This window comes from Archangium gephyra (genome assembly GCF_042230915.1).
In the GTDB taxonomy this organism is placed as follows: Bacteria; Myxococcota; Myxococcia; order Myxococcales; family Myxococcaceae; genus Archangium; species Archangium gephyra_B.
On record NZ_CP102578.1, the window covers coordinates 555428 to 569947 of the forward strand.

General features: G+C 70.8%; 14 protein-coding genes. 8 read left to right on the plus strand and 6 right to left on the minus strand.

The window, feature by feature from the left end:
• Positions 1-24 precede the first annotated feature (24 nt).
• The 3 genes from NR798_RS02280 to NR798_RS02290 form a co-directional block, all read right to left on the minus strand.
• A complete protein-coding gene (locus NR798_RS02280; protein ID WP_375769736.1) occupies positions 25-1497 on the minus strand; it encodes an ELWxxDGT repeat protein in 1473 nt (490 codons plus the stop codon).
• A gap of 207 nt (positions 1498-1704) precedes the next feature.
• Entirely contained in the window at positions 1705-2196 is a 492-nt protein-coding gene (locus NR798_RS02285) for a hypothetical protein (protein WP_375769737.1), read from the minus strand.
• A gap of 83 nt (positions 2197-2279) precedes the next feature.
• Positions 2280-3401, minus strand: a complete 1122-nt coding sequence (locus NR798_RS02290) for a Kelch repeat-containing protein (protein WP_375769738.1) — start codon at positions 3399-3401, stop codon at positions 2280-2282.
• 141 nt (positions 3402-3542) lie between these two features.
• Here NR798_RS02290 and NR798_RS02295 point away from each other — a divergent pair, with 141 nt between their 5' ends.
• The 4 genes from NR798_RS02295 to NR798_RS02310 are packed head-to-tail and all read left to right on the plus strand — an operon-like array spanning position 3543 to position 6365.
• Entirely contained in the window at positions 3543-4313 is a 771-nt protein-coding gene (locus tag NR798_RS02295; RefSeq protein WP_375769739.1) for an SDR family NAD(P)-dependent oxidoreductase, read from the plus strand.
• A gap of 36 nt (positions 4314-4349) precedes the next feature.
• On the plus strand, positions 4350-4880 hold the full coding sequence (locus tag NR798_RS02300) for a hypothetical protein (RefSeq protein ID WP_375769740.1): 531 nt from the start codon (positions 4350-4352) through the stop codon (positions 4878-4880).
• A 55-nt stretch (positions 4881-4935) separates the two neighbouring features.
• A complete protein-coding gene (locus NR798_RS02305; protein WP_375769741.1) occupies positions 4936-5619 on the plus strand; it encodes a hypothetical protein in 684 nt (227 codons plus the stop codon).
• Positions 5616-6365, plus strand: a complete 750-nt coding sequence (locus NR798_RS02310) for a hypothetical protein (protein WP_375769742.1) — start codon at positions 5616-5618, stop codon at positions 6363-6365. Before NR798_RS02305 ends, NR798_RS02310 begins: the two co-directional genes overlap by 4 nt.
• A gap of 30 nt (positions 6366-6395) precedes the next feature.
• Here the strand turns inward: NR798_RS02310 and NR798_RS02315 are convergent, their stop codons facing one another.
• Genes NR798_RS02315 through NR798_RS02325 form a run of 3 tightly spaced genes read right to left on the minus strand, consistent with a single transcriptional unit; the run spans position 6396 to position 9687 of the window.
• Positions 6396-7166, minus strand: coding sequence for a double-CXXCG motif protein (locus NR798_RS02315; protein WP_375769743.1), 771 nt, complete (start codon positions 7164-7166; stop codon positions 6396-6398).
• Positions 7166-7843 carry a TIGR02269 family lipoprotein gene (locus NR798_RS02320; RefSeq protein ID WP_375769744.1) on the minus strand — a complete coding sequence of 226 codons (678 nt, stop codon included), beginning with the start codon at positions 7841-7843 and terminating at the stop codon, positions 7166-7168. Before NR798_RS02320 ends, NR798_RS02315 begins: the two co-directional genes overlap by 1 nt.
• A 35-nt stretch (positions 7844-7878) precedes the next feature.
• Complete coding sequence (locus NR798_RS02325) at positions 7879-9687, minus strand: glycoside hydrolase family 15 protein (RefSeq protein ID WP_375769745.1); 1809 nt, start codon at positions 9685-9687, stop codon at positions 7879-7881.
• A gap of 238 nt (positions 9688-9925) precedes the next feature.
• Between NR798_RS02325 and gnd the strand changes: the two genes are divergently transcribed.
• The 4 genes from gnd (at position 9926) to NR798_RS02345 (ending at position 14472) form a co-directional block, all read left to right on the plus strand.
• Positions 9926-10945, plus strand: coding sequence for a phosphogluconate dehydrogenase (NAD(+)-dependent, decarboxylating) (gnd, locus tag NR798_RS02330; protein WP_375769746.1), 1020 nt, complete (start codon positions 9926-9928; stop codon positions 10943-10945).
• 3 nt (positions 10946-10948) lie between these two features.
• Positions 10949-12397 carry a glucose-6-phosphate dehydrogenase gene (zwf, locus tag NR798_RS02335; protein ID WP_375769747.1) on the plus strand — a complete coding sequence of 483 codons (1449 nt, stop codon included), beginning with the start codon at positions 10949-10951 and terminating at the stop codon, positions 12395-12397.
• Positions 12398-12412: 15 nt separating this feature from the next.
• Positions 12413-13774: a metallophosphoesterase family protein gene (locus tag NR798_RS02340; protein ID WP_375769748.1), complete on the plus strand. Its 1362-nt coding sequence runs from the start codon at positions 12413-12415 to the stop codon at positions 13772-13774.
• A 113-nt stretch (positions 13775-13887) separates the two neighbouring features.
• Positions 13888-14472, plus strand: a complete 585-nt coding sequence (locus tag NR798_RS02345; protein ID WP_375769749.1) for an HdeD family acid-resistance protein — start codon at positions 13888-13890, stop codon at positions 14470-14472.
• The last annotated feature ends 48 nt before the right edge of the window (positions 14473-14520 follow it).

Consider the following 14520-nt stretch of genomic DNA (forward strand, 5'->3'; position numbering starts at 1 on the left):
CACCCGGCCCCTCCCTCCGGTGCCCTACTGGCGGCAGTGGTCCTCGGGACGGAAGGGCAGGGCCCACGGCTCGCGGCCGTGTGCGCCGTCCTCCGCGGTGAAGAAGACGTCCCAGCCGGAGCGGATGAAGCCCCGCGGCGCGGAGCCCGTGGGCCCTGGCACCACCTCCGTGAGCGGGCGCGTGCCGCCCGGCGTGCCGTTGCTCACCCACGCCTCACGGCCCAGCTCCGGCGTCTCCGCGCTGAAGAAGAGCGTGTCCTGGATGGGCGCCAGCTCCATGGGAGACGAGCCCACGGCCCCCAGCACCAGATCCTTGAAGAGGCGCGTGCCGCCCGACGTGCCATCGCTCACCCACAGCTCGCGGCCGCTCTTGCCGTCGTCCGCGGCGAAGTAGAGCCGGCGGTTCATCACCTTGAGCGAGCCCGGCCTGGAGTCTCCCGCTCCCGCGCGGATGTCCTTGAGCAGCCGCGTGCCCCGCACCGTGCCATCGCTCACCCACAGCTCCTCGCCCGCGGGCTCTCCCTCCAACCCGCCCCGCGCCCGCCCCGCGCTGAAGTACAGCTTCCCGTTCAGCGCCGTCAGGTCATGCGGGTAGGCGCCATGGAAGAAGCGCAGCTCGCGCGTGCTCCCGAGCGTCCCCCGCGTCACCCACAGGCTCGCCTCGCCCTCGTCGTTGTCCACGAGGAAGAACACCCACTCGCTGCCCACCGGCGTCATGCTGAAGACGACATTGTCCTCGGGCGCCTCGAAGACGGGCCGCGCGCCCGGCACGCCCACGCTGCGCCACAGCCTCACCTCGTCGCCCACGTTGGCGACGAAGTAGAGGGCATCCGGGGTGCGCACCATGCGGCGCGGGCTGGACGAGCCGGGGCTGGCCGGGTCGAAGACATCCGCGCCCGGGTACAGGTCCTCCACCAGGAAGGTGCCCGCGGCCGTGCCGTCGCTCACCCACAGCTCGCGCCCGTGCACGCCGTCATCCGCGGCGAAGTAGACCCGCCCGTTGAGCTCCACCAGCCCCGAGGGGCCAAGGTCCATCGGGGACGGGTGGATGTCCTTCACCAGGGAGGTGCCGGCCGGGGTTCCATCGCTCACCCACAGCTCGCGGCCGTGCACGCCATCGTCCGCGGTGAAGAAGACCTTGCCGCCCGCCACGGTGAGCTCGTTGGGCTCGGCGCTGTCGAGCCCCGGGCGGAGATCCTTCACCAGCGAGGTGCCCACGCCTCCCGTGCCGCTGCTCACCCACAGCCCGCGCCCGTGCACGCCATCGTCCGCGGTGAAGAAGAGCCCGTCCTCTCCGCGCACCAGGCTCGCCGGATCCGAGCCCGGCGCTCCCGGGTGGATGTCCCACAGCAGTTGGGCCGTGGTGGAGCAGGGCTCCCAGGTGACGGCGGCCTCCAGGGTGGAAGGCGGCTCGTCGGCGGTGGGCTCGTCATCGAGGGGAACGGCACAGCCCGTGGCGAAGGCGAGCAGGGCCGGAAGGGCTCTCCAATATCTCATCGTGTGCAGCTCCTGAGTGCAGGCGCGGCTGGCGCCGCGTGGGGCTGCAATGTGCGCACGAGGAGCCAGTTGCCCACCCGTGCACCGGAGCGAGCGGCGGTAGTGCATCGACCGTCATGCAGTTGGGCGCGCGACTCATTGCGCTGGCGAGCGGCTGAGCGCTCTCCCGCTGGCCCGCCATCATCCACGCACGTCAGGACACGTACGTCAGAAGGAGACGGGGCCGCCGGAGCGGTGGCGCAGCAGGAAGACCTGGAGCTCCTCGGAGACACGCGTCACGCCACCTTGCAGGACGGTGTGGGGCGTGAGCGCGAGGCTCTCGCCATCGGAGGCCTGCAGGATGAGCCGGTACAGGGGCACGGTGGCGCCGTTGCCCCGGTGGACGGTGTGCTCCAGGTGGAGGCTGACGGCGTCGAGCGGGCGGATGAAGGTGGGCCTCGCGCCCAGCAGGCCGAAGCGCCGCACCACGGCGACGCGCCGCCGCGAGTCGAGGGTGAGCGTCACCACCTGTCCCCAGAGGCCCAGCACCACCAGGGCCACCGCCAGGAAGAGCAGCGTCAGCATCCAGGCGAGAGGGCCCTCCAGCCCGGGTGTGCGCGAGCGGAAGGCAGCCACGGCGAGCAGCCCCGCCACCAGCCAGTAGCCCCACGGCAGGTGCCGCGCCGTCACCGAGTGGGCGTCGGACTGGATGAGCTTCATGCGGGAGTCCTCGGGGGGAATGCGGGCGGAGCGGACGCGTGGCCCGCTCCGCCGGGAGTGACGACGTGTCGCTGGGCTGCGTCTCAGCGCGTGAAGCGCTCCACGTAATTGGGGAAGCTGCTGTTGCCGCCCACGAACAGCACTTCTCCCGTGTGCAGCAGCGTGGCCGAGGGCTCGCTGCGGCCCCCCACCTTCATGTACGGGGTGGTGTTCCACGTGTTCGTCGAGGGGTCATACACCGCCGCCTGGCCGATGCCATCCGTCACCAGGACCTCTCCCGAGTAGAGCATCGTCGCGGAGAAGAAGGGGGTCGAGTTGAAGGGCAGGGGCGGCCCCAGGGACCACTGATTGGTGTACGGGTCGTAGAGCTCCACCGTGTTGCCGCCGTCGATGCCACCGACGACGAGGACGTTGCCCGAGTAGAGCCGGATGGCGGAGTGGCCGTGGCGGGCCCTGATCATATTGGGGGCATAGGACCACGAGTTCGTCGCGGGGTCGTAGATGTTCACCTCGGCGGAGGCGAATTCCGAGCCCGGGGGCCAGTACCTGTAGCCGCCGGTCACCAGCACCTTGCCCGAGTAGAGCACCGCCGCGCCGGTGCGGCTGCGGGAGGTGAAGCTGCCCGCGACCTCGGTCCACGTGCCCGTCTCCGGGTCGTACACCTCTCCCGGGGGACCGATCGGCCCGTAGCGGCCCGCGGGCTGGTTGCCGCCCGCCACCAGCACCTTGCCCGAGTCGAGCCGCACGGCGGTGTGGTTGAAACGGGGAACGAACAGGGAGCCGGTGGGGCTCCACGTATCGGTGGCCGGGTCATACAGCTCCGCGCTCGGGAACAGGGTGGACCAGTCACTGGTGCGGCCACCGGCCACCAGCACCTTGCCCGAGGGGAGCTCCGTCGCGGTGTGGTAGGTGCGGCTGGTCGTCATGGACGCCGTGCGCCGCCAGAAGTTCGTGTACGGGTTGTACACCTCGGTGCCACTGCCATCCGTCACCAGCACGTCGCCCGGACCGCTCAGCAGGGTGGCGGTATGGCCTCCCGGATGCGCGAGCCGTGAGGACGCATTGAGCGTCCAGGTACCCACGCTCAGCGCGGCCTTCTGCGACGCCAGCGCGGCGGTGGGAGTCTGCACGGGCTCTTCGGGCTGGCATCCACCGGCCATGGATGCGAGGCCCGCCAACAGCAACGACCAACGGGTTGTCTTCACGAGTACCTTCCCTTGGGGGACATGCGGCCGGGGGGCGGCCGCGGTGTCACTCTACGGGGAGACACACTGCCTTCGCGGTGGTGATTCCCGCGTAGTGGATTGCCCTCATGCGTGGGAACTCAACGGGGTAGAAGGTGTTGCATGGATCTGGAATTGAAGGGCAGGGCGGCCCTCGTGACGGGCAGCAGCCGGGGCATCGGCCGGGCCATCGTCACGGCGCTGGCCCGTGAGGGCGCGCGGGTGTGTCTGAGCGCGCGCGGCGCGGAGGGCCTCGAGCAGGCGGCGGCGGAGCTGCGCGCGTCCGGCGCCGAGGTGGTCACCGTGGCGGGAGACGTGGCCACGCCCGAGGGCGCGGCGGCGGCGGTGGACGCGGCGGTGCGGGCCTTCGGGACGCTGGACGTGCTCGTCAACAACGTGGGCGGCAGCGGCGGCGCGGGAGCCTTCGACGTGGCCACCGCCGCGCAGTGGAAGGACGTGGTGGACCGCAACCTCATGGCCTCCGTGTGGTGCAGCCAGCACGCGGTGGAGGTGATGAAGGCGCGGGGCGGCGGCTGCATCGTGCACATCAACTCCATCTACGGCCGCGAGTACGGCACCAGCGCGCCCTATACGGCGGCCAAGGCGGGCCTCCTGGCGCTCACCAAGGAGATGGCGTTGGACCTGGCGCGCCACCGCATCCGCGTCAACGGGGTGGCGCCGGGCTCCATCCTCTTTCCCGGGGGCAGCTGGGACAGGCGGCGGCAGGCGCAGCCGGAGAAGGTGGAGAAGCTGGTGCGCGAGGAGCTGCCCTGGGGCCGCTTCGGCACGCCCGAGGAGGTGGCCGACGTGGTCGTCTTCCTGTGCTCCGAGCGGGCGCGCTGGGTGACGGGCGCCACCGTGCCGGTGGATGGTGGACAGGGCCGTGCCTTCTGATTCGGGCGGGGCGTCCCCGGCGTGTAGAGTGCGCGCGTGCTGAGGCTCTACAAGAAGGAAGGCGACACGCTCCGCTACTGGGAGGCGTGGGTGCAGGAGGCCACGCTCACCGTGCACCAGGGCGCCGTGGGAGAGATGGGGGAGCAGCGCGACAGCCCCGTCCCGGCGGACGAGGACCCGGACATGGTCATCGCCCAGGCGGCCGAGCCGCTGGTGGATCAGGGCTATGACGAGCCGGACCCGGAGGCCATGGTGCCGCTCGTCATCCAGTACGCGCTGCAGGGCAAGGGCTCGGGGCAGGACTTCCAGAAGCGCCACTCGGTGGAGGAGGTGCTCACGGACGCGCTGGGCTGGACGGGCAACGGCGAGGTGGAGGGCGGCGAGACGCAGCCCGGGCGCATGAATGTCTTCTGCCGGGTGATGGACCCGGACATCGCCCTGCGCACCTTGCTCGAGGTGCTCGACGACGAGGAGCTGCTGGAGGGCGCCCTCATCGCCCTGGTGCGCGAGGGCGAGGAGCCCCGGGTGCTCTGGCCCCAGGACCACGCCGACCCCTTCCGCGTCTGACCTCGGACGGTGGGTGGATGGCCTCCGGGGGCGGGGACGAGGCAGACTGCCGTCCGTGTCCTCGCGTCTCCCCTTCGTGCTGCTCCTGCTCACCCCGGCCGTGGCGTTGGCCGGGATGCCGAGCTTCCTGCTGACGGAAGTCGCCTCGCAGCGCTTCCAGGCCATCTCCTTCTTCCTGGTGCTCTTCCTGCTGGTGACGCTCGCGGTGCGGGCGCTGTGGAACCGGCTGGGCCGCGACGTGCCCCGGCTGCCGAAGCTTGGCTTCGGCTCGGCGCTGGCGCTGGTGTTCCTCTGGGGGCTCGGCTTCCAGCTCGTCCTGTCGATGATCGCCGGCGGGCGCGAGCTGATGACGCCCGGGGCGTGGCAGAAGAAGGGCGCCACCTACGAGCTCAAGGAGTCGGAGCTGCCCTCGGAGAAGGAGCTGGTGCTCCAGGCGCGGCGCCAGCGGCTGGAGGAGCTGCGCGTGGCGCTATGGGCCTACGCGGCGGCGCACGGGAACGAGTTCCCCCCGAGTGACCTGGCCCCGGGCATCCCCGAGGAGCGCTGGCGGGTGGTGGGCGGCTCGGGCCTGCACTACGTCTACGTGAGCGGGTACAAGGCGGACGCCCCCGCGGCGCCCCTGGCGTACGAGCCCGGCCTCTTCGGCCGCGAGCGGTGGGTGCTCTTCACGGATGGGGACATCCGCCAGCTGCCCATCGGCTCCATCCACGAGGCGCTCGCGGGAGGCGCGGCCCCATGAAGGCGATGAAGGTCGTCAGCTGGGTGCTCGGCGCGCTCTTCGTGATGTCGTTCTTCATCTGCATCGGCCGGGAGTGGCTGATCCAGGTGCCCTTGACGCTCGCGCTGGGGTGGGTGGCCTTCCTGCTGCGGGTGGTGCCGGAGGTGACGTGGCGGTGGGGCGCTATCGCCGAGACGGTGGGGGTGGGCGCGGTGCTGGGCGTGGGCACGCACCTGTTCCTGCGCCGGTTGTGGAGGCAGCTGCGCCCCGAGGAGGCGGAGGCGCGCCCGTGGCCGGTGCGCTGGAGCGCGTCGCTGGTGGCGCTCCTCGTGCTGCTCTTCAGCGCGACGATGTCCACGGTGGGAATCGGCCACCACGTGGGCTGGCTGGTGTCGAGCCGGGAGCCGCTGGCGCAGAGCTCGTGGCGCTTCCTGCCCAGCAGGGTGCGGTGGGACAACGAGGAGCTGTGCGAGAAGGCCAGGCTGCTGTCGAAGTCCGGCGTGCCCGATGCTCGCATCATCCAAGCGCTGCTGGGGGATGATGAGAAGACGCGCGACCAGGCCGAGCGGCTGTACGTGGTGCCCTGGAATGGGCCCGGCGGCGAGGCGGGCTTCCTCGTCTTCCCGCGCGACCCGATCTCGCGCGGGTGGGCGGACGCGGTGCGCTGCGGAGGGGGCCTGAAGGAACTGGAGGTCGTCAAGGCGGCGGAGCTGCCGCGGCTGCTGTCGGAGAGTCAGGGACAGGTGGCCGCGGGCACGGCACCGTGAGCCGGCTGCGGCCGCTCCCAATGAGTGGCGTCACTTCACCGGCGAGGCGCGCTTCTTGGGGCGGGAGATGGGGACGGGGTTGAAGACAACGCCATCCAACTTCAGCCGCTTGCAGGCCTTGGCGAAGCGCTCGGTGCAGACGAGCACATTGGAGAAGTCCTCCAGACGGAACACGTCCAGGTGACTGGGAAGCGTGGCGGCGTCCAGCAGGCGTTCGGCGGGCAGGCTCAGGGCAACGCGGCCGCAGCGGGGACAGGGTGGTTCACGATCGGGGGGCAGACAGTCCGCGTGCAAGCGGCCCACGGGAAGGAGCTCCAGCTCGAAAAACTCGGGTGAGTTGCGCTGGCGGAACCGGAGCTGGGTGGGGACGCCCTTGAGCCCTTGTACGCCCTCGGCCTGGAGCTTCTCGAGGGCCTCGCGCTGGACCAGCAGCCATGAGGGATAGGAAGTCATGAGCTGCCCGAATCGACCCACCGCCGTTCCCACGGCGGGGCCAAGAGTCGTACCCGGTTCGAGCAGGGCTCCCGGGGGCAGGAAGGGACGTACCAACTCACACATCCGCTCGTACTCCTCGATGGGTACGGCCCAGGGGTCTGTGAATTCAGCCAGTGAGGCCACCGAGGTCAGATCCACCGAGGGATATGCTCTGGAGTTGTCACCCCAGGTGGCGCCGCAGGCAGGGCAGGTGTCGACTCCAGGCAGTCCCCACTTGTGCGAGCCGGTAATGACTCCCGTATAGAGAGGAGTTCTGTCTTCCTCGACGGTGAAGTATTTCATGGGGGAGCGTCCTGCTGTCGGCATCAGTCGCAATAGTAGGGCACGAGCGGGCGCTCATGGACTTGAAACCGTTCCATCAGCGCGAATGCGAAATTCCACATCTCCTCCTGGGATGCATTTCGATTCTCGTTCCGGAACTGCCGCCAGGCCTCATTCCACTGACCGCCCTGGGAGCCGCCACTGTGCAGCCAGCGATGGAAGCTCTTGGGGAGGCGAAGGGTGAAGGCGTGAATGTCGAGCTTCTTGACCCTGAACCATTCAGCCAGCTCCTGCGGAAAGATGTGGTGCTTTTCAATGGGCTCCCGCGAGGGAATGCACGGAGGACGGAGTGCCAGGGCCGCGTAGCGTCCGCGGATGTTCCAGTTGTGCCAGGGAATCTCGAAGACGGGTTCCGTGCCCAGGGGCGCGACGAGAGGGCGCCCCCACCAGCGGCTCGGGCTGGGGAGCGGAAGGCGAGCACCGTTGGCCCAGGCCAGGAGCACCGGATGGTCGTCCACCTCCACCACGTCCTGGCACCGCCAGAGGGCACAGTGCTCCTCGTCGCACAGCGGCACCACGCAGCTCGGATCCGCCCGGGCCTCCTCCCAGGAGGCCACTGCGTCCAGCGTCTCCTCCTCGCGCACGGATGACGTCGAGGTGGCACAGGCGCTCAGCACCACGCAGAGCAGTGCGAGCCAGTTCCGGAGGTGCGGGAAGCTCATCCGGCCCATCCTACTGCTGGACGCGAGCCGGACCCTCAGTGCTCTCCGTTGCCACTCTGCCGGTGCTCGGCCGGGCTGGTGAGGTGCTCGGTGAGGTTGAAGGCCGTGTTGATCACTCCCATGTGGGAGAACGCCTGGGGGAAGTTGCCCAGCAGCCGCTTCTCGTCGGGATCGTACTCCTCGGAGAGCAGCCCCACGTCGTTGCGCAGACCCAGCAACCGTTGGAAGAGCGCGCGGGCCTCGTCCACGCGGCCCTGCAGCACGTAGTTGTCCGCCAGCCAGAACGAGCAGGCGAGGAAGACGCCCTCGCCCCGGGGCAGTCCGTCTCCTTCATCGGCGGGGTAGCGCCGCACGAGGCCTCCGTGCATCAACTCCCGCTCGATGGCGCTCACGGTGCCCACCATCCGCGGATCCTCGGAGGGGAGGAAACCCACCAGCGGCATCAACAGCAGGCTCGCGTCCAGTCTCGACGAGCCATACGCCTGCGTGAAGGCGCCACGCCGTGAGTCCCAGGCGCGCTCGCGGACCTCCGCGTGGATGGCATCGCGGATCTTCCGCCAGCGCTCCACCGGTCCCTCCATCCCGAAGCCCTCCACCGCCCTCACCGCCCGGTCGAAGGCCACCCACGCCATCACCTTCGAGTGTGTGAAGTGCTGCTTCGGGCCGCGCACCTCCCAGATGCCATCGTCTGGCTGCTTCCATCCGGACTCCAGCCAGTCCATCAACACCCGCGTCAGCTTCCAGGCCCGGTGGTCCGTGGGGATTCCCACGCGGCGCGCCTGGTGCAGCGCATCCATCAGCTCGCCGAAGACATCGAGCTGGAACTGATGGACGGCGGCGTTGCCCGTTCGCACCGGCCGCGAGTGCTCGTACCCTGGCAGCCACTCCAGCGGCTGTTCGGTGAGGCGGCGCTCACCGGCCACGCCGTACATGATTTGAAGCTTCGCCGGGTCTCCCGCCACCGAGCGCAGCAGCCAGTCCCGCCATGCTGCCGCCTCGTCCTGGAAGCCGCTGAGCATCAGCGCATACAGCGTGAAGGTGGCATCCCGCAGCCAGCAGAAACGGTAGTCCCAGTTGCGCACGCCGCCGAGCCGCTCGGGCAGCGAGGTGGTGGCCGCCGCCACGATTCCACCCGTGGGCGCGTAGGTGAGCGCCTTGAGCACCCTCAACGAGGTGAGCACGGCCTCGCGCCAGGGGCCAGCGCCGTAGGCGCAGTGGCTCGACCACTCCCGCCACCAGGCCTCGGTGTCCGCCACCTCCGCCTCCACGTCCAGCGCGGGCGGCGGGGACTCGTTGGACGGGTGCCAGCGCAGGACGAAGGGGACGCGCTGGCCCTCGGACACGGTGAAGTCCGCCACCGTGGTGAGGCCCTGCCCGTGCACCGCCACCGGGGTGTGCAGGATGAGCGCGTCCGGCCCGGCCACCGCGTGCAGGGCTCCGTCGGCCTTCGTCACCCAGGGCACCACCGAGCCGTAGTCGAAGCGGATGACGAGCTCCAGGCGCATACGCACCTGGCCCTTCACGCCCTCCACCACGCGCAGCACGTCCGGGACCCGGTCTCGCGGCGGCATGCAGTCCACCACCCGCACCACGCCCTCGGGGGTGGTGAACTCCGTCTCCAGCACGAGCGTCTCCGGGCGGTAGCGCCGCCGCACCTGACGCGGAGGGCCTTCCGCGGGGGCCAGCAGCCAGCGGCCATGCTTCGGCTCGCCAAGCAGGGCCGAGAAGCAGGCGCCCGAGTCGAAGCGGGGCAGGCACAGCCAGTCGATGGAGCCGTCTCGGCCCACCAGCGCCGCCGTGTGTGTGTCTCCGATGAGAGCGTAGTCCTCGATGGGCTGGGACATGTCACTGGCAACGTGGGGAGCCGGGCCGTGGGGGACAAGCGGGCGAGCCGGGGCCGCTCGGCCGTTCCGTCCTCCGTCGGGGGCACGTGGGCCTCGGCATGCGCTCCGGGCGGCCCCGGCTGTCGTGCCCCTCGGCAGGTGCACAGGTTGAGGAGGGCGCCCCGGATGCCGCACGCGCGTGGGGGGGAGGGCCGGACGAAGGCGGACCGGCCACGCTCCCCGAGGAGGAATGAGGAGCATGGAGCTGGGAATGATTGGCCTTGGCCGGATGGGCGCCGCCATGGTGCGCCGGCTGCTCCGGACGGGGCACCGTTGTGTCGTCACCGACGTGCGCCGGGAGGTCGTCGAGGAGCTCCATGGCGAAGGGGCGGTGGGTGCCTTCTCGCTCGAGGACCTGGTGCGCCAGCTGAAGGCTCCCCGCGCTGTCTGGCTGATGCTGCCGGCGGCGGTGGTGGACGGCGCGCTCGAGCAGTTGGTGCCGTTGCTCGAGGCCGGGGACACCCTCATCGACGGCGGCAACTCGTACTACCACGACGACCTGCGGCGCGCGGCGCGGTTGCGCGAGCGGGGCCTGCACTACGTGGACGTGGGGGTGAGTGGCGGGGTGTGGGGGATGGAGCGGGGCTATTGCCTGATGATTGGTGGCGAGCGGGAGCCGGTGCGCCGGCTCGAGCCCGTGTTCACCGCGCTGGCTCCGGGCGCCCAGGCCGCGCCGCGCACGCCAGGACGTGACGGACCGCCGACCCCGGCCGAGCAGGGCTGGCTGCACTGTGGGCCCAACGGAGCGGGCCACTTCGTGAAGATGGTGCACAACGGCATCGAGTACGGCCTCATGGCCGCCTACGCCGAGGGCTTCAACATCCTGCGCCACGCCGACGTGGGGATGCACCGGCACGCCACCGACGCGGAGACGGCGCCGCTGCGCAACCCCGAGGACTACCAGTACGCCTTCGACCTGCCCGAGGTGGCCGAGCTGTGGCGGCGCGGCAGTGTCATCGGCTCCTGGCTGTTGGACCTCACCGCCCACGCCCTGCGCGGCAACCCCGAGCTGAGCGAGTTCTCCGGCCACGTCTCCGACTCGGGCGAGGGGCGGTGGACGCAGGCGGCGGCCATCGACGAGGGCGTGCCCGCGCCGGTGCTCGGCAGTGCCCTCAACCAACGCTTCCGCAGCCGCGGGCAGGGAGACTTCGCCGACAAGCTGCTGTCCGCCATGCGCTTCGAGTTCGGCGGACACCTGGAGAAGAAGGGAGGAGGGTGAGTCATGGCCGCCGTTCCCGTCTCGGATGCGCTCGTCTTCTTCGGGGCCACGGGAGACCTCGCGTACAAGCAGATCTTCCCCGCGCTGCAGGCCCTGGTGTCCCGTGCGGGGCTGTCGGTCCCCATCATCGGCGTGGCCAAGGCGGGCTGGGGGTTGGAGCAGCTGCGCGAGCGGGCGCGCGCCAGCATCCGGGAGCACGGCTCCTTCGACGAGGCCGCCTTCCAACGCCTGGGCCAGCTGTTGCGCTACGTGGACGGGGACTACCGCGACCCGAGGACGTTCGAGCAGGTGCGCCAGGCCCTCGGGGACGCGGCGCGCCCGCTGCACTACCTCGCCATTCCGCCGAGCCTCTTCGCCACGGTGGTGGAGGGGCTGGCCCACGCGAGCTGCCTGAAGCAGGCGCGGGTGGTGGTGGAGAAGCCCTTCGGCAGGGACCTGGCCTCCGCGTGCGCGCTCAACGAGACGCTGCACCGCTTCCTGCCCGAGTCCGCCATCTTCCGCATCGACCATTTCCTGGGGAAGGAGCCGGTGCAGAACCTGCTCTTCTTCCGCTTCGCCAACGTCTTCCTCGAGCCCATCTGGAACCGGCAGCACGTGCGCAGTGTGCAGGTGACGCTCGCCGAGAGCTTCGGGGTTCAGGGCCGGGGCGCCTTCTACGAGGAGGTGGGTGCCATCCGCGACGTGTTGCAGAACCACCTGCTCCAGGTGGTGGGGCTGCTGACCATGGAGGCGCCCTTCTGCTCGGACCCCGAGAACCTGCGCGACGAGAAGGCCCGCGTCTTCAAGGCCATGCGCTCGTTGGACCCTGCCAGCGTGGTGCGCGGCCAGTTCCGCGGCTACCGGAGCGAGCGGGGCGTGTCTGCCTCCTCCCAGGTGGAGACGTTCGCCGCGGTGCGGCTGTTCATCGACTCCTGGCGGTGGGCGGATGTGCCCTTCTACATCCGCTCGGGCAAGTGCCTGCCCACCAACGCCACCGAGGTCTTCGTGGAGCTCCACCACCCGCCTCGGCCCATCTTCGAGGAGCCCTCCCTGGCCTCCCCCAACTCGGTGCGCTTCCGGCTCGGTCCCGACGTGCTCATCTCCATCGGCGCGCGCGCCAAGCGGCCCGGGGGCGCCATGCGCGGCGAGGACGTGGACCTGGTGGCCATCCAGCGGCCCGGCGGGACGATGCAGCCCTACGAGCGGCTGCTCGGCGATGCCATGCGCGGGGACGTCTCGCTCTTCGCGCGCCAGGAGGCGGTGGAGGAGGCGTGGCGGGTGGTGGACCCCGTCCTACGCGGCACCTCGCCGCTTCACGAGTACGAGCCCGGGACGTGGGGCCCGCGCGAGGCCGATGCCCTCATCGCGCCCCATGGCCGCTGGCGCCCCGTGCTCTGCCCCTCGGACGGGACGGAGGTGCCCGGCGACGCCCACCCCGAGCCACCGGAGGGAGCCCCGGTGGCCATTCATTAGCGCCGGATTCCTCCCATGCCGAAGGTCCCCTCCACCGTCCGCCATCCGGCCCTCGCGCTGTGGCAGTCGTGTCTGCACCGGGTGCTCTCCCGGAATGCCGGGGCGCGGGAGACGGCGGGGCTGGAGTCCTCGGTGGAGCACCCAGCCATGGAGGACGCGAGCGCCGCCGCGCGGGAGCACGCGGGCTCGCACGAGGTGGAGCGCCCGCCCTCCCGTCTCCAGCGGGCCAGCGCCTGTGCACGGCTGTGCGCCCGGCTGGCCCTCGCCCGCTTCCATGGGGACCATGAGGAGGTGCAGCGGCTGATGAGCGAGCTGCGCTTCGCCTCCTGCGATCCGCTCTGGGTGGAGTCGGTGGTGGAGTACGAGCGCGCGCTCCTGCTGCACCGCGAGCCCTTCTACCGGCGCCACACGTCCCTGGAGGACTTCATCCTGCCGGAGCTGCCGGAGGAGGCCACGGTGGCCCTGCTCGCGGATTGGGGCACGGGCATGCCGGACGCGCGGGCGCTGCTGGAGCAGATCTCCACCTTCCAGCCGGACGCCGTCCTCCACCTGGGGGACATCTACTATTCGGGGACGCCCCACGAGGTGCGCGCGCACTTCCTCGATGTCTTCGCGGACATCTTCGGCGCGCGGTGGCCCCGGGTGCTCGCCCTCTCCGGCAACCATGACCGCTACTCCGGAGGCGAGGGCTACCGGGTGCTGTTGGAAGGGCTCGGCCAGCCGGCCAGCTACTTCTGCCTGCGCAACCGCTACTGGCAGCTGCTCGGCCTGGACACCGGCCTGCACGACTTCAACCCGCGCGCGCTGGCGGACACCCTCACCTGGCTGGAGGACTCCGAGGTGGAGTGGCTGGTGGACAAGGTCCGCCACGCCGGGGGACGGGGCACCGTGCTGCTCTCCCATCATCCCTTCTTCTCCCTGGCCAGCGTGGGCCATGACGTGGAGGGCCGGAAGCTGGCGCTCAACCCACGCCTGGCAAGGGCGCTCGCCCCCATCCTCGGGGACGTCTCCGTCTGGTTCTGGGGGCACGAGCACAACCTCCACATCTACGAGCCCTACGCGGGGCTGGCGCGGGGCCGGTGCATCGGCGCGGGCGCGGTGCCGGTGCTGCTGCACGAGCAATACAACAGCCCCGTCCCGGGACTGGTACCCGCGCCGGGCGAGTCCGGGCCTCCGCGGCGGGTCCCCGGCACCCGGTTGGGCAACGACGGCCTGCTGGACCACCACGCCTATGCCATCCTCTCGCTGCGAGGCCCCCAGCTCACCGCGCGCTATTTCCAGATGGCGAACCGGTTGCTGGTGCCCGGGCATGTGCCCGCGCCGGGGCCGGCGCTCCACGAGGAGACCGTCACCCTCTCCTCCGCGGGGGCGCCATGAGCCGGGCGGACGTGCGGGCGCGCCGCGAGTCCCGGTGGCGGGCGAGGCTTGCCGGGGCTCCGGGACACCCCCAGGTTCCTGCTGAGGCAACCCGGTCTCCCGAGAGGTCCGCCATGGCAATCCCAGACTCCAACATCGACCCCGTCACGCCCGGCTCCCGCACCACGGCGGGGCTGTGGGGTGGCCCCTTCGTGATGGGCTTGCTCCTGTCGCTCCTCGGCGTCGTGGCGCTGGGGGCGGTCGTCCTCACCAGCCTCTTCTCCGTCATCTTCTACGGCGCCATGCTGGTGGTGGCGGGCGCCTTCGAGCTCGTCCACGCCTTCCGGGTCCGCAAGACGGGCCCCTTCTTGATGTTCCTGCTGGGCGGCATCCTCTCCCTCGTGGTGGGGGCGATGGTGGTGGCCCGGCCGGGCGCCGGACTCTTCGCGGTGACGCTCCTGATGGCCGGCTACTTCTTCGCCAGCGGCCTCTTCCGGGGCATCACCTCGCTCTCCGACCGCTATGAGGGCTGGGGCTGGGACCTGGCCTACGGGCTCGTCTCCCTGGCGCTGGGCGTCATCATCTTCGCCCAGCTGCCCGCCTCCTCTCTGTGGGCGCTGGGCATCGTGGTGGGGGTGGAGATCCTCTCCCGGGGCATCGCCATCATGGCGGCGGCGCTCGCGGTGCGCGGCGTCATGCGCCGGCGGCTCCATGCCTGAGCGGCGAGGCCCGCGAGCCCTCACCCTTCCGGACGGCTGTCCATGAGC